The organism is Psychrobacter sp. AOP7-B1-25 (assembly GCF_052376195.1).
Classification (GTDB): Bacteria; Pseudomonadota; Gammaproteobacteria; order Pseudomonadales; family Moraxellaceae; genus Psychrobacter.
The window spans coordinates 17,881-34,264 of sequence record NZ_JBQSVK010000016.1 but is presented as its reverse complement, the minus strand read 5'-3'; the positions used below and the strand labels follow the sequence as shown (position 1 = coordinate 34,264).

Annotated in this window: 13 protein-coding genes; 7 read left to right on the top strand and 6 right to left on the bottom strand. The window is 43.2% G+C overall.

Going from position 1 to position 16,384, the window contains the following annotated elements:
• Nucleotides 1-11 precede the first annotated feature (11 nt).
• Both ACT3QR_RS11525 and ACT3QR_RS11520 read left to right on the top strand, forming a co-directional pair.
• Nucleotides 12-1,097, top strand: coding sequence for an iron chelate uptake ABC transporter family permease subunit (locus tag ACT3QR_RS11525; protein WP_444521471.1), 1,086 nt, complete (start codon nt 12-14; stop codon nt 1,095-1,097).
• Between the two features lie 76 nt (nt 1,098-1,173).
• Nucleotides 1,174-1,932 (top strand): iron ABC transporter ATP-binding protein, encoded by a 759-nt coding sequence (locus ACT3QR_RS11520; protein ID WP_444521470.1) that lies wholly within the window; start codon nt 1,174-1,176, stop codon nt 1,930-1,932.
• Nucleotides 1,933-2,051: 119 nt separating this feature from the next.
• On the opposite strand, the gene ACT3QR_RS11515 is transcribed toward ACT3QR_RS11520, so the two are convergent.
• The 3 genes from ACT3QR_RS11515 to ACT3QR_RS11505 form a co-directional block, all read right to left on the bottom strand.
• The gene (locus ACT3QR_RS11515) at nt 2,052-3,374 is read right to left on the bottom strand and encodes a PepSY-associated TM helix domain-containing protein (RefSeq protein WP_444521469.1); all 1,323 of its coding nucleotides are present in this window, start codon (nt 3,372-3,374) and stop codon (nt 2,052-2,054) included.
• 180 nt (nt 3,375-3,554) lie between these two features.
• A complete protein-coding gene (locus tag ACT3QR_RS11510) occupies nt 3,555-5,852 on the bottom strand; it encodes a FepA family TonB-dependent siderophore receptor (protein WP_444521468.1) in 2,298 nt (765 codons plus the stop codon).
• Nucleotides 5,853-6,559: 707 nt separating this feature from the next.
• A complete protein-coding gene (locus tag ACT3QR_RS11505; protein ID WP_444521467.1) occupies nt 6,560-8,611 on the bottom strand; it encodes a TonB-dependent receptor domain-containing protein in 2,052 nt (683 codons plus the stop codon).
• Nucleotides 8,612-9,090: 479 nt separating this feature from the next.
• On the opposite strand from ACT3QR_RS11505, the gene ACT3QR_RS11500 reads away from it, so the two are divergent.
• From ACT3QR_RS11500 to ACT3QR_RS11480, 5 genes are all read left to right on the top strand, one after another.
• On the top strand, nt 9,091-9,366 hold the full coding sequence (locus tag ACT3QR_RS11500; protein WP_444521466.1) for a Trp family transcriptional regulator: 276 nt from the start codon (nt 9,091-9,093) through the stop codon (nt 9,364-9,366).
• Nucleotides 9,367-9,444: 78 nt separating this feature from the next.
• Nucleotides 9,445-10,863, top strand: coding sequence for an anthranilate synthase component I family protein (locus ACT3QR_RS11495; RefSeq protein WP_444521465.1), 1,419 nt, complete (start codon nt 9,445-9,447; stop codon nt 10,861-10,863).
• Nucleotides 10,864-10,935: 72 nt separating this feature from the next.
• Nucleotides 10,936-11,583, top strand: coding sequence for an anthranilate synthase component II (locus tag ACT3QR_RS11490; protein WP_444521464.1), 648 nt, complete (start codon nt 10,936-10,938; stop codon nt 11,581-11,583).
• A 6-nt stretch (nt 11,584-11,589) separates the two neighbouring features.
• Nucleotides 11,590-12,336 carry a lysozyme inhibitor LprI family protein gene (locus ACT3QR_RS11485; RefSeq protein WP_444521463.1) on the top strand — a complete coding sequence of 249 codons (747 nt, stop codon included), beginning with the start codon at nt 11,590-11,592 and terminating at the stop codon, nt 12,334-12,336.
• A gap of 308 nt (nt 12,337-12,644) precedes the next feature.
• A complete protein-coding gene (locus ACT3QR_RS11480) occupies nt 12,645-13,595 on the top strand; it encodes a DMT family transporter (protein ID WP_444521462.1) in 951 nt (316 codons plus the stop codon).
• Nucleotides 13,596-13,709: 114 nt separating this feature from the next.
• Here the strand turns inward: ACT3QR_RS11480 and ACT3QR_RS11475 are convergent, their stop codons facing one another.
• The 3 genes from ACT3QR_RS11475 to ACT3QR_RS11465 form a co-directional block, all read right to left on the bottom strand.
• Nucleotides 13,710-14,453, bottom strand: coding sequence for an amino acid ABC transporter ATP-binding protein (locus tag ACT3QR_RS11475; RefSeq protein WP_444521461.1), 744 nt, complete (start codon nt 14,451-14,453; stop codon nt 13,710-13,712).
• Nucleotides 14,454-14,564: 111 nt separating this feature from the next.
• Nucleotides 14,565-15,308, bottom strand: a complete 744-nt coding sequence (locus ACT3QR_RS11470) for an amino acid ABC transporter permease (RefSeq protein ID WP_444521460.1) — start codon at nt 15,306-15,308, stop codon at nt 14,565-14,567.
• Between the two features lie 14 nt (nt 15,309-15,322).
• On the bottom strand, nt 15,323-16,159 hold the full coding sequence (locus ACT3QR_RS11465; protein ID WP_444521459.1) for a transporter substrate-binding domain-containing protein: 837 nt from the start codon (nt 16,157-16,159) through the stop codon (nt 15,323-15,325).
• Nucleotides 16,160-16,384 lie beyond the last annotated feature (225 nt).

The following is a 16,384-nucleotide window of genomic DNA, read 5'->3' as shown; positions in this document are numbered from 1 at the left end:
AGGGGTTTTATATGTTCTCATCAACTAAGCTTGCTTCTACAAAGGTTGGTGCTACCAAAACCAGCACAACGATAGATAACTCATCTTCAGCAGATAATCAGTATTCAACCGCTGCCCAAAGTCAGTTAGCAAAATTTTGGGCATTCATAGCTGCACATCCAAAATCCATAGCAGCTATCATTCTACTTATCTCGATGACTTTATTTCTGACCCTCAATGTCAATGGCTATTGGGATTTTGCGCTGCCACTACGCGGCAAAAAACTACTGGCATTAATGGTGGTTGGCTATGCGATTGGCGTATCGACGTTACTGTTCCAGACATTGACCCATAACCCCATTCTAACGCCTTCCCTACTCGGGTTCGATTCGCTCTATGTTCTGTTGCAAAGCTTGCTGGTTTTCTTTTTAGGTGCAATTAGCTTTACCAGTCTCGATCCTATTGCCAAATTCACATTAGAGATTGTCTTAATGTTTGGCGCGTCGTTATTATTGTTTAAGCTACTATTTTCTAAGAGCAATCAGGATTTGACGCGCTTGATATTGGTGGGTGTGATTTTTGGTGTGTTGTTTCGCAGTTTATCAGCACTCATTGCACGGCTAATCAATCCTGATGATTTTGTGGTCGTGCAGTCTGCCAGTTATGCTCAGTTCAATACGGTCAACCCTCAACTATTGGGTATCAGCTTATTTATCTGTGCTATCACGGCGATATTCGTGTGGCGCTGGCGTTACCAGTGTGATGTGTTGATGCTTGGTAAATCCCAAGCCGTCAACCTTGGTATCAACTATCAACGCTTAGCATTTGGATTATTAACTGTCATCGCTGTACTGGTTGCCACAGCCACGGCATTAGTGGGCCCTGTGACGTTCTTTGGTCTATTGGTGTGTGCATTAACCAATCGTATTGCCCGTCATATGTATCACAGTGAGCGGCTGATATTGGTCAGTTTGGTCGCTATGATTTGCTTGGTGCTGGGGCAGACTATCTTTGAGCAAGTGCTAGACATGGCAGGCGTACTATCCGTGGTAATAGAGCTAGCGGGCGGATTGATGTTTTTGGCATTGATATTTATGTCTCAACGTCGTTCTTTATGACTATTTAGCTGACATTATTCATTTAGCCAATACGGTTCATCAAGAAACCCCTAAGATTTTTTAAAATAAGACGATTATGATTAAACTGAATAATATCTCTCACCATATCGGTAAACAACAGATCTTGCATGACATTACGTTGACCTTACCAACAGCACAGGTGATTGCTCTGATTGGGCCTAATGGCGCTGGGAAGTCTACGTTGTTTTCTGTCATGGCCCGCTTGCAGCCGCTACAATCTGGTCAAGTGAGCTTCGGTGAACATAATATTGTCAGCTGTCAAGCACGGACACTTGCCAAGACTGTCGCTATGCTCGGGCAAGACAATCATGTACAAGGACGCCTGCGCGTACATGAGCTGCTGATGTTTGGGCGCTATCCATATCATCAAGGACAACCCACCGTAGATGATCAGCAAAAAGTGCAAGAAATTCTCGAACGCTTTGAGCTTGAGCCACTTGCCGAGCGCTTCTTGTCAACGCTGTCAGGTGGGCAGCGTCAGCGCGTACTTATCGCTATGATTGTCTGCCAAGATACGCCCTATCTGCTGCTCGATGAGCCATTAAACAACTTGGATATGTATCATTCGGGCCGCCTCATGCGTGAGCTGCGTCAGCTTAGCCACAGTCAGCAAAAGACCGTGGTAATTGTCCTGCATGATATCAATCAAGCCACACAATTCGCTGACACCGTAGTCACCATGAAAGAAGGCCAAGTGATGGCGGTTGGTCAGCCTGTCGATGTCATCACGCAAGAAACGATGAAAGAGTTATACAACGTCGATGTGACTGTGCTAAATCATCAAGGCCGACCAGTGATTGTTGATACGGTTTAGTGTCTTGTATTATACGTAATAAAAAACTCAGTACATTGCCAGTACGAATGCCATCGCCTTCGCACCAACACTATATTGAGCGTATTGATTTTATGTCCTAATATCTTATGTCTTAGTATCTATCTGAGCTTTTGTGCCGCTTTCAGTCGTTGTTGTCGACCTTTCCACCACAGATAAACGCCTGTAATGGACAACACTGTCACAGCCAAACCGACCAACGCCAAAAATATTTGATACAGCAAATGGCCGATACCGTGACTAATATGTCCCATATGTAAGGTCAATAACCAATGATTTGTTTTACTGCCAAATGATGAGTTTTGATAACCAAAGTTCACGCGCTCAACGCTACCTGTCTTTGCATTGACCGTGATAGATGACGCACCGCCTTTTTTACCAATATCTTTATCCGTCTTAAAGCGTAGTTGCCATTGACTGTCATCCGCAATCCAACGTATACCTAATAACTGCTGTACGCTCATGCCCTGACGTTGAGCGGCGATGTCTGCCTGCTCGCTTAAATAAGCAATGCTGTTGGTTTTATTGACCACATCAACAGTATCCAAAGCACTGATGTCAGTGGCTTCAGTGCCAGCTTCGACACTAGGTGCCTTTCTCATTTTTTCATGTGGTTTTTTTGACCTCTCTTGTCTTTCTTCTCGACCCTCTAATCCAATGACTGCCTGCATCACGGGTCGATAGACTTGCTGTAAATTAAAACCAACACTCGACCAAGCGATGACAAATAAAATACCCCAAAGCCATAACCCAAAAGCATGATGCAAATCATAATTGAGTTTAAACAGGTTACTCTTGGTACGGATTTTCCATGCGGGTAACCAACGCTTTAGAAATGACGCGCGTTTTTTAGCGGATTGTTTTTTCTGTGATTTTTTCTTTTTAGCGGCTCTAGGAAAAGTCAAATAAAAGCCAATAAAGCAATTGATTGTCCAAACGAGCGAGACAATACCTAATATCAGCTTGCCAATATCATCAAGCAACAAATCACGATGTAGCCAAAACACTTTCCACATGGTGTTACGCCATGCCCACTCATCCCTATCACGAGTACCGATGATATCGCCTGTATAGGGGTGAACATAAACTTCTTGAAACGGTGCTTTTGGTTGATTTTGGGCAGCCTTACCTCGGACTCGATCTACCGAAAACACCGCAGCCCGATCAGCTTCTATTGAGGTTGGCATACTAGAAAAAGTATGCTGCGGATATGTACTGATGACCCTATCATGAAGCGTGGCAATAGGCAGTTGCGGTGTTTCTTGGACATCAACCTGAGCCAGTTCATGATTGAAGACATCATCCAACTCCTCATGGAATGCCAATAGCGTGCCAGTAATACCAGCGATAATTAAAAAAGCGGCCATGGCAAGACCAGTATAACGGTGAATCCAAAGGCAGCTATAGCGAAGATTAAATGACATAAATGAATCTGCTGTTATATTATGATAGTTATTGATTAAAAAATTAAAAAAGCTTCTGTAAAAGGCCTATTGAAAGAGGTTCACTTAAAGAAAGCCATTTAAAAAAAATTACTGACAGCACAAAAGGTCTGAACCAATAGCTCAGACCTTTTGTGATTGAACAAACCTTGTGCCTACCGATTAGAAGTCAACGCTAACGTCGAACACATAAGTACGACCTGGCTCATTAAACGTACGTGCACCAGCATTCGTAGCAGTACCTTCACGATAAACACCTGTATCAAATAAGTTTTTGACACCAGCCCCAACGGTTATACCACTAGTCAAATCATAGCGAGTGCCAATATTAGCAATGGCATACGGCTCGCGATCGAGCAACGGGTCACCATTATCTTCTCCTGTCGTCACTGAAATCGTAGGGGCTTCAATCGTGCCGTAATAGCTCACATCAAAGTCGGCATTCCAGCGCGGCGTAATATCCCAATCGACACCCGTGTTCACAGTAAATTTAGGAATGAGTGATAATGGCTCGCCATTGTCTTTTCGCTCTGAGCGGATGTTGCCAGTGATGTTAGAAGACCATGAAACATTGTCAGTGACTGGTACTTGTACAAAACCTTCTAAACCTTCGACAATTGCCTCGCCTTGGTTGTCCCATACGAAGATCGAGCGGCCTGTCGCTGTATCTAGCGCCACACGATCCGTACCAGCGCCAATGCGGTTATCATAGGCATTATGGTAATAAGTCAAGCCAGCATTCAATCCAGTGCCATCATCATAGGTAAAGGTCAGCTCTTTGTTCCAAGAAGTTTCGTTTTCTAGGTCAGGGTTACCCAATACATGACAACCCTTTTCATCATCAGGCACCCAAGATGGGCAACCATTACCACCAGTATAATAAATATAGTTTGGGTCAAGCTGGTATAGCGATGGTGCTTTAAATGCTCGACTGACACCCGCCTTCATTGACCAATCAGGGCTAAAGTGCCATGTGGTATTGATACTAGGCGACCAGTTGCTGCCAGCTTCGCTATGATAATCAAAGCGTAAGCCTGGCGTGATATACCAATCAGGCGTAATCTCATAGTTGTCTTCTAAGTAAGCACCGATGAGATAAGCATCTGAGGTTGGATCACGCTTTTTAGGGTCGGTCTCTACATCACCAAAATCAAAACCATCTGCAAATGACAAATCAGATACCACAGGGTTATCCAGCTTTTCACCGCGGAACTCAGCACCAGCAGTCAAGGTATGACGATCAAAATAAACATCCCACTCTGACTTAGCATTTAGCGTGTCGTAAGTCGCTTCTGTCCACTCAAAATCCTCGCCGTCGTCAGGTAGCTGAATTTGACCTTCACCACCGCCCGCACTACCTTCACCCAAGCGCTCATTAATGGTCCGAGTGTACTCTATAAAACTGTTACTACTAGCGTTATCGTACTCACCGCGATGGGTGATCGCCGCGCCATAGCGTTGCATCTTATTGGTTGTTTCACCATCTAACTCATCTAACAAATTTTCGTTCACGGTTTGGAATAATGAATCACCTGCCCAGCGATTCTCTTGACGGCTATAATTGACCTCAACACCGACCGTATTCATCGCATTCATTGCGTATTCAAACAACTGACGCACATCGATATTTTCGACACCTTCCGTACCTGCTGCTACTGAGTCATCTAGCGCTTCTGCCGCATTGATATAAGGATCGTCCCCTTCGCTATCGTGGTAACCAAGGGTAGTACGTGAGGACAGCTTATCAGTCAAAGGACCAGACATATTGACGTTAGTACGCCAGCTGCTGCCTTCTAAATCGCTCTCTGGTGCCTCATAGTGACCAGTCACAGAAAACTCTGACTCAGTCGGGCGCTTGGTAATGATATTTACCACACCGCCCATACTTCCAGAGCCATAGCGAGCAGCTGCTGGACCCCGCAATACTTCGATGCTCTCGATAGCGCCTGGTGGTACCCACTGCGAGTCACCACGCGTGTCTTGCTCACTACCACGACTAGGTCGTGAGGAATTACGAGAAGTGACAGGACGACCATCAATTAAGATAAGCGTGTTGTTTGGCCCCATACCACGCAAGTCAATCTGACGTTGGTTACCACGTTGACCTGACGTCGACGATCCTGACAAATTCACACCTGGCATCTTACGGACAATCTCCGAGATATCATTAGAAACGGATGCTTTTTCGATGGCTTCTTTACTAATGACAGACAGCCCTGCCGCCTGCTCTAACTCCTCTCTTGCCGCTCGTACCACAATGGTATCTAGTGTCGTCGTAGGCATCGCTTCTTGCTCGGTCACTCCTTGAACTGATACCTCGTCACTCTCCGCAGCAACAGCCGTGCTACTAAGAATAGATGCCACAGCGATACTTAGCAAAAGCTTACCCGTCACGACGCGTTGAAAGTTTTTTGAAGAAGTGATGACTGAAGAATCAGAGCAACCTGATTGGTTTGACATAAATAATATTCCTTGAAGCGCTCAGTTTCCTTAATACCTATTTGTCTCACCGTCAGTGAACGGTTTTAGCCACTTTCTATGCAATGCTATTGATGCTTTCTCGGTGCAAGCACACATAAGTAGACGTATTCGCAAATACGTGTGTTACTAAAACATAGCTAAATATCGCCAAGAGGCTCAAATATGAATATAAGGCAAATGAATAAAGGCATGTACTGAGTAGGGTTAAAAGTTTGATGACGCTATAACTAGCATTGGCCAACGAATTAAATAATTATCGCAATAAAGTCTCTATAAACAGAATATAGCGAAGAGCTATTAACTGTTCTGTAATGAACGAAACACACTTTAGCAAGATAAATATAAGAATGCAAACATTAATGATAATAATTATCATTAATGTTTGCATTCTTATATTTTGAGTTTATTAGTTGTGTAATTAATGCTCAATACATCTATAGAAATGTCTAATAACTTGAGATATATAAATGAGCTTCGATGATATCTCGCCGTGGTTTAGAATATTGGCGTAACGCTCGCATACGATTTAACTTATATACTATCTATACGGTACTCATCTTCTAGCGAGCGACTTAACATCTACTCTTAGGTAAACCGCACTTTCAAAAATCTCGTAAAAAAAGCCAGCTACCATGTAAGACAGCTGGCTTTATAAGTACGATTAGACTTAATTTAGATAAGCTAAATTAGAACTGATACGTTAAAGAAGCTTTTACGTTTCTTCCCATCGCATAATCCGTATAGTCCGAATCGTCTGAGTAGCGCGATGAGTGATTTGCATAAGTCTCGTCAAACATATTGTACACACCTAGCGTCGCTTTCACGCCCGCTAACTGCTGAGGCGTATAGGTCATGAATATATCATGTACATCATAGCCTTCTTTTTCGGTATCTGTATCATCACCTGTATTAGGATTGATAGAGGTCACGTACGTACTGCGCCAGCCTAAATCAAGCGTATCAGTTGGTGCATATCCCAAGTTAACCATATACTTATCACCAGAGTCGTTTTCATCACCAGTGCCTTGAGACAAACTATAGCCAGTCTCTTTGCCTTCGCTACGCGCTCGTGCATAGCTCAAGCCCATATTGAAGTTATTGGTACGGTAATCAGCTGAGAGCTCTACCCCTTTGACTTCATAATCTTCATCTGCATTAAATGAGCCTGCGCATGTACCAGTATCAGAGGCCAGCCCTGTATTACAATCAATACCGCTCTCGTACGTAATCCAGTTTTCTAAATCTGTCACAAAGTACTTACCAGAGAGCTGTAACGAATCGTCTTCAGTGGTTAAGCCACGGAAAATAGTTGATACGCCAACCTCAGAGTTACTACCAGTTTCAGGCTCTAAATCAGAAGAAATATATTTATCTTCACCATCTGTATTACGGATGGCTTCCTGTAAATCAGGACCATTGAACAACTGGGTATAACTTGCAAATATATTGGTGCTTGGCAACACTTGATAACTGGCGGCAAAAGCGCCAACTACATTGTCATACGTTTCACCATTTGCTACATCTTTTGGTGCTTCGTAATGATCATAACGAACACCAGGTGTTAGCGTTAATTTACCCATCTGCCATTGGTCTTCTAAATATACAGACGTATTTTTTGCCTCATCACTTCCGCCAAGGACACCTAGACGAGTTACCTCTGACTCTTTTGTGTAATATTCAACGCCAGTAATCAGCTTATGCGATCCCACCTGACTGTCTATTAGGCTGGTGTTCTCGATTTTGCCGCCTTTTGTGATCAAGTCAACTGCAATAGATCCATTATCTTTATCAAGCTCTGTTTCAGATTGATAAATATTGGCTTTGACATCCACTAAGTTACTGGCTGGGTTGTAGCCATACTCTAGCGTATAGGTATCACGGCTTTGTTTCCAAGGTACGACAGGGTTCCAACCGTTTTCATCAGTCAATGGAAAATCTGCTCGGTTTGGGTACATACCATCATTTTCAGTACGGCTAAAACTACCACTGACATGATGGCTGTCACCTAAATAGGTGCCTGCTTTTAACAAAATACTCTCTGTATCACCATCTGACGTTTGAATATCACGACCAGCACCATCTTCACCTGCTTCAGATGAGCGTTTGCCATAATAAGCCAATAAATCAACTTTTTCTGTCGGTGCAGCAAATACGGTCGCTGAGGTTAACAGCTCATCATTGTTACTGCCGTAGCCTGTATGGATTTTTGCGCCTATCTTTTGATCGACATCAAGCAAGTCTGCAGCATCGACTGTCTCAAAAGCAACCGCACCACCAATTGCATCATTACCTAGAGTAACTGAATTATTACCCACTGAAACTTCAGAGCGCTTCAACAAGTCTGGGTCAATGACTAAATCTCCAGCATGGTGGAATGCATAGCCTTCTTGACGAGCACCATCAACAGTCACTTTTAAATTCGTATCATCAAACCCACGGATACGTACACGTTGATTAACTGCCGTTGTACCGCCTACTGAAGCGCCTGGTACGCCGTCTAAAAAGTCATTCAAAAGACTCGCTTGCCCTGCAGGTATATACTGGGTCGAATCAACAGAATCCGTTTGCGCGTTATCGCGTACTGAGCTATTCGCTGTTACAGTGATAGTCTGTAACGTTGTATTTGGCACGTCTGATGCCGTTGCGGCACTAGCAGCCTGTGTCCACAATACAGCAGCAACACCTATAGACAATACTGTCAATTGACTAGATAGCTTTGACAACTTCACTTCGCGCATAACAAACTCACTTTATTTACTATAAGAAATTAGAATTATTTTTAAAAGTTACTGTCAAACAACTTTTTAAATAGTGCCTACCGAAATACTCGAAACCTCAAAAACACTTATATACGAATAACATTATAAATATTAATGATAATGATTAGCATTTAAATAATGAAAAGCATAATAACTAAGTATTAACAATTTGGCAATAATTAATGTTAGAAATTTCTATCGTGAATATTATTGATGGGTAAAATGCACAAAACGATACTAGAGCACTGGTGCATACCACCTTTGATACTCTGCTAGTTACCGCTATAGACTGCAAACGTGTCAAGTCTGCCTTTATTTTTCAAGTAAGTTACCAACGATTTTGCCTATCACTTGTTTTTCTTGTACTGCTGTACTAGAATACTGAAACAAGATAGTCCTTTGGAGGACATTCGCTCAGTAAGCGACCTATCTACTTTCTTTGGCTAAGACTACTTATTATGACTACCGATCCTTATCAGAGCTTAGTAAAACATTTGACAAACTGTACTGATAGCACAGATATCGAAGCACTACTCAGTGCACTGCTAACTGATAAAGAACAGCACGATATCGCCAACCGTATACGTATTTTTGACTTGCTGGATCGCGGTATCACCCAACGTGATATCTCCGAGCAATTAGGGGTTGGTATCGCCACTGTCTCTCGCGGTGCAAAGGCCAAACAGAGCCACGATGTCAGCGCATTACTGACTACTCATAGAGACTGCTCTTAAGCACTCTGATGATACTATTTAGCTTTTTACTCTCACATTTATCAATCGACACATATTTGAATTTTTTCGGACTTTGTTATGACCTCTATTACACGCATACAGACTAAACCTGCACCTATCGATATCCCAAGCAAGCCCCAGCGTATCAAGCTGACGCAAGATATCGATTTTTTTGCACTATTCAAGCGTATCGAAAGTGCTTTTGATACCTGCTATTTGCTCGAATCATTAGGCGAAGACAGCCATATATCGCGCCATCATGCGATTGGTTTTGACCCTGTTACGACTATTGCTGCACTAGATCGCAACACGCTTGCGATTATCGATAACCAAACTGCTGAGACAAGTTATTATCAAACCGACAACCCTTATCAACTGCTACGCGATATAACGCCGCAACATGTCATCGCTCGTGATCAAAGTGGTGGTCTGGTCGGTTATTTAGGTTATGACTGCGTGAACTTTTTTGAACCAAGTCTTAATGCGAAGGCCAGTGAAGACTTTGAACCATTCAAGTTTGGCGTCTATCTAGATGGATTGACGCTAGATAAAATGACTGGGGAAATCTTCTATTTTTATTACCCGACCGATCAACAAGAAAGCCGCATCGAGCAAATCAAAGCCCTACTCGATGAACCAACGCCTAGCTATGATGCACCTAAAATTGAGTTCTTAGGTGATGGTATGAGCCAAGAGGAGCATGCCAATGTGGTTATGCAAGTCAAAGAAGACATCATCTCTGGTCGTATCTTTCAGTGCGAAGTCGGCTTCAAATCCAAGTATCGTATCGTTGGTGACAAAATGCCGATTTACGAAAAACTTCGTGCCGTCAATCCATCGCCGCACATGTATTTTATGAAATTTGCTCAACAGTGCATCATTGGTGCTTCACCTGAACTACTGTTCCGCTTGCGTCAGGGTGAAATGGAAACCTATCCGCTCGCAGGAACTGCCAAGCGCGGCGCTGATGTGATCGAAGATCGTAAGCTTGCTCGCGCATTGCTCAACGATGACAAAGAAATTGCCGAGCACAATATGTTGGTCGATTTACATCGTAACGATATTGGCCGTGTGGCACGATTTGGGACGGTAAAAGTACGTAGCTTGATGGATATCAAACGCTTCTCCCACGTGCAGCATATATCGTCTGAAATCGTTGGTATTTTGCACCCGAACGAAGATATGTTCAGTGCCCTTGCCAGCAACTTCCCTGCTGGTACCTTGTCAGGTGCACCTAAAGTGGAAGCTATCAAAGTAATTAACGAGCTAGAGCCAGATGGTCGCGGTGCTTACGGCGGTGCATTAGGATCGTTTAATTTCAACGGTGACTGTATCTTCGCCATTCCTATTCGTAGTCTCTTCGTTAGTGGCGAGTCTGCCTATGCACAAACTTGCGGTGGCAACGTTTATGACTCAAATCCAGCCGATGAGTACCTAGAGATTCAGCGCAAACTGTCTGCAATGAAAGTCGTATTAGACAGCTTTATGCAGCCATAATTAGCATCAACTGTAATTCGTATCTTGACTATATTTTACCTAGCTATATTTTTACAAAAGAGTTTATGACCCATGAATGTTTTAATTATCGATAACTACGATTCGTTTACCTTTAATCTCTACCAGTACGTGGGCGAGATTTTACAGACTTTAGGCAGTGATAAAGAAGCCAGCGTCATCGTTAAACGCAATAACGAAATCACCTTAGCAGATGTGCAAGCGATGAACCTTAACAGAATTATTATCTCACCTGGCCCTGGCTCCCCTGATGATCCAGCGTACTTTGGTATATGTAGCGAGGTCATTGAGACACTAGGTAAGACTGTGCCGTTACTAGGTGTCTGCCTAGGTATGCAAGGCATCGCTCACGTATTCGGTGGTGACGTCATACGTGCCAGTGTACCGATGCATGGTAAGGTTTCATCGATTCGCCATGATGGTGCTGGTATATATCAAGGCTTACCACAAGAGCTTGAGATCATGCGCTATCACTCGCTAGTGGTTAAAGCCGACACTATCCCAAGTTGCCTGACGATCACTTCAGTGGTCGCCAATGACAGCCGTGCTGAACTGAGCTTTGCCGAATCAGCATTGACTGGTGATGAGGTTATGGGATTGGCTCACAAGGACTATCCTATCCAGGGTGTACAGTTTCACCCTGAGTCATTTGCTACTGAAGGCGCTAAGCGATTACTAAGTAACTTCTTGCTACAGGTATAGATCTGTATGACTACTCCTATGTCTGTTTCAGGCCTAAATAAGTCCAACTTACTCGGACGTACTACGTTGCTCTTGAGCGTAATATTGTCTACTTCTGTCAGCTCAGCGGTAGAACCTGTACAGGCAAACTTTACATTAGGAATGGACATCCAAGGTCAACGTCTCAACCTCTATGAGAGCTGTGCAGAAGGGAGCGTGACTTGCAACAGTATGCTGCTAGTCGCTCCCGATTTAGGACGGCTATTGCAGACAACACAAGAACCTAGCAAATCACCCTATGCTGTTAAGTACTACTCTGCGCAAACCAAACATAGCTTATGTAAAGATGGCGTGACCCCTTGTGGATTTCAGGGTTATACCTTTGAGGGCGAAGATTTTGATGGGTTTATAGATACATCGAACCATAAAATATCTATAAGAAGTAAATGGACAGTCGATACCTATAGTGCCACCTATAAAGAAAATGCAACTTATCTGCCATTAGCCTCACAACCTACTCTAGTTGACCAGATATATAATACGTCTGATAAAGTATTGAATGAAAGTTACAGAGTAACGCGAAATGAAGTCAGACGCTTGTACGGTAGAGATATGGCGGCTGATCTTAAAAAAGAGCAGACTCAGTGGGTAAAACAGCGATCAAAAAACTGTGGGGCTAATACGGATCACTTACCAAGAACCCAAGTGGAAAAAGCGTGCTTTATTCAGCGAAATGCTCTCCGAGAGCAAACATTCTTTTTATGGATTGATTAACAGAGACTATAGAAATAAGAAATGATGCGAACAGGAATGGAATATTCGTCAATGATTCGGTATTTTTTAGATGGTTTAGCATTTTTTTAGCAAGTGCCAGCTACTTTTGCTTCTTTTAGATGACTATTGATTGAATTTAAGACACGCCCTAATAGCTACTTATTCTCTTTTAGTGATAAACTGAAGAAACAAACAAAAGACAGCCTTTAATCAGGTTGTCTTTTCTTATTTCAGTATTGCTTGGAGAGCTTGTATCAACAGCAATCTTACAAAACCTTATGTCACTTAGCTCCTAAGAAGGAAATAGTATGGCAAACATCGATAGCGGAACGACCCATTCCCATCAATCATGGCTAGGCACCATTCAAATCATTACGGCTGCTATTTGCTGGGGCACATTAGGTATATTCTCAACTTACCTAAATCAAATTGGATTTAGCGGTTGGCAAGTAACGATATTACGTATCGTCACGGCGGCCTTTATCGTTTTAGCCATGCTACCAAAACTGTGGCCGCATCTCATCAAATTACAGCCAAAACAGTGGATTGGTTTGGCGATGCAGTCTTTGATAGGCGTACTTGGTATGTCTGTCTGCTATTTTTTTGCGGTCAGTTACGTTGGTGCTGGCCCTGCCGTTGCCTTGCTCTATACCGCACCTGTGTTTAGTTTATTGTTTTCGAAATTCTTACTGAGTGAGTCCATTACTCGAAAATCAGTGTTGCTAGCACTCATGGCAGTGTTAGGTGTGGGCTTAACGATGTTAGGCGAGCAAGCAAAAGTTAACTGGGGTATTCTACTCGGCCTGTCAGCAGGAATGTGTTATTCGCTATATGGCGTATTGGGCAAGCGCGCGATGCATTACGCTCACCCCGCTCCCTTGGTATTTTTCACCTCTATTATCATTAGTGCTGGCGTATTACTATTCTTGCCTGAGACTTACAACACTTATGATCAGCTAGTAAGCCTTCCCTTAATGACTTGGGGTTACGTTTTAGGATTGTCATTGTTAGGAACGGTTGTGCCATTTGGTCTATATATGAAAGCATTGGAAAAACTGCCTGCCACTCGTGCCTCGGTGTTTACGATTTTTGAGCCATTGACTGCGATTGCACTTGCTATGCTGTTACTACATCAGTCTTTATCTTGGATTCAGTATCTAGGCGTGGCGCTTATTTTACTAGCAGCTTTATTAAATGCTGTGTTAAATGGTACTGCTCCTCGCGTCCCTCGTTGGTTAAAACAACGACAAAAGGTATAGTGTTACTGGCTGCCTATACAGAATATATTTGACCTACTTTGACAAAAGAAAGCCCCAACCATGGCATCATGATTGGGGCTTCTTGTTTTATTACATACGCAAAAACAAACGTTTTTACTGCTCAATACGTTGCAAAAATGCCTGCGTACGAGGGTGCGTTGAGTCTTCAAACAGCTGTTTGGCACTGCCTTCTTCGACCACATGACCGTCCTCAATCAGTACCACATGATCCGCCACATCGCGGGCAAAGTTGATTTCGTGCGTCACCACGACCATCGTCCAACCTTCAGACGCTAACTGTTTCATGGTCTCAAGAACATCTTGTACCAATTCTGGATCAAGCGCAGAGGTTGGCTCATCAAACAGTAGTAAGGACGGCTCAATAGCAAGCGCACGAGCAATACCAATACGCTGCTGCTGACCACCAGATAACTGGAACGGATAAAGATCCGCCTTGTCTGACAGCCCAACTTTCTCTAATAGTACGAGAGCTTGCTCACGGGCCTGTGCTTTAGTTTGTCCTTGTACTACTGTCGGCCCAAGCATTAGGTTTTCAACCGCTGTCTTATGTGGGAACAAATTATAAGACTGAAACACCATACCTGACTTACGCTGTAGGGCTAGTAGTGATTTTTTGCTTGGCTTAGTCGCAAAGTCGACGCTCAAACTATCGTCATCAAAAGCAATCACACCTTGATCAGGAATCTCTAGCGCATTTAAACAACGCAAAAAGGTGGTTTTACCCGATCCTGAAGGCCCTAATATTACGACTACCTTGCCTTTGTTTATGGTCAAGTCGATGCCTTTTAGCACCTGATTGCCACCGAAGGCTTTATGAATATTAGTGACTTTGATCATAAAAATTCCTGTTGTACTGGTCTCTATTTGTGACTTGTTTATTCGTGAGCACTTGTATAACTAATAATTCTGCAGCTAATGAAATATGGCTAATAACTATTCAACCATCAATTATTTTGCCACATAACGATCTAGCCTAGTTTCAAGCTTGCCTTGGATAAAAGTCAAGAATAGACAGATACCCCAGTAGATAATCGCTGCTTCTGTATAGACCAACATAAACTCATAGTTACGAGCCGTGATAATCTGCGCTTGTTTGAATAGCTCAGTGACCAACACCAGTGACGCCAGTGAGGTATCTTTTACCAAACTGATAAAGGTATTAGACAACGGCGGCACCGACACTCTAAGTGCCTGCGGTAAAATCACGTGACGAAAATTCTGTAGATACGTCAAGCCAACCGTCGATCCTGCTTCCCACTGCCCTTTTGGTATCGATAAGATCGAAGCACGCACTGTCTCCGACGCGTACGCACCGATGTTCAAAGAGAACGCAATAATTGCAGAAGGAAAAGGATCAAGTTTTACCCCGACACTTGGCAGACCATAGAAAATAATAAACAACTGAACCAGCATCGGCGTACCGCGAATTGCGGACACATAGATACGGGCAAGCCGATAAATGACTTCATGGAACCAACTTGCGCGCGGAACGATACGAATCAATGCTACTGTCAGTGCAATGGCTATACCAATCGCAAACGATATCAATGCCAGCGGTATCGAATAATAAATACCGCCTTTGAGCATTGGCCAAAACGACGAGATGACAATCTGCGCTCGATCAGGACTCATAAATGGCAATACTGCCAATAAGTCCGCGAACCATGATGTAGACATTACAGAAGCTGACATGATAGAAACTGACATTATTTTTGTTGACTTATATCAGCACCAAAGAACTCTTCACTAAGCTTAGTGAGTGTGCCTTCATCAGCCAATTCAGCCATTGCTCCATTCAGTTTTTCTACGACTTCATCGTCCCCTTTAATAAGCACTAGACCTGAACCACGTAACTCACTAGCAGGTGCCGTCAGTTTGATCTCAAGATTTGCATCTGGGAATTTTTTGAGATAATCCAATACTGCTAGATTGTCGTTCATTGTAAAGTCAGCACGATCTTGCTTTACTAATTGAATCGCTTGCGCCATACCATCAACAGGAACGATCTCTGTGCCATAACGTTCTGCAAGTTCACCATAGTTACTGCTAAGTGATTGCGCAGTACTTAGACCTTTTAGACCTTCCCACGAGCTATAACGATTGTCATCAGTAGGTGCCAATACTACCGCACCTGACCAGCTATAAGCCGTTGCTTTGTCATACTTTGCTTTACGCTCAGGCGTGGTCAAACTAACTTGGTTAGCCACCATATCGAAACGTCCTGAATCCAAACCCGCCAACATCGCATCCCATTGGGTTTCTTTGAACTCAACGTCGACGCCTAGTTTATCAGCGACTGCACGTGTGACTTCAACATCATAACCCGTTAGTTTGCCACTCTCATCATGGTACGTGAATGGAGGGTAAGTACCCTCTGTACCGACGTTGATAGTGCCGCCATTATTAATACGTTGTAGCAAATCAGAACCGCCTGTAGCAGTGCTGTCAGTCGCACTGGTATCGGCTTCATTGGTAGTAGATTGACCACAAGCAGCAAGGAACATGGTGCTAGCAGCAAGGGCTAAGAGAGTACGACATTTCATAAGACGTCCTTATAAGAGTGAATAAATAAAGTGAAAACGCAAAATGCTAATAAGACACACAGCGCTAATAAAATGTACGATGCTAATAAATAGGGCAAGCCGATACAAGAGAACAATATAAACTCCCCTGCAATGTTCGGCTTTGGCTGCCCGATTTGAGGCTATTCGGGCTATTTTTCAATACTATTTCTATATTATATTTCAATTTTTAACGATTGTTCAAAT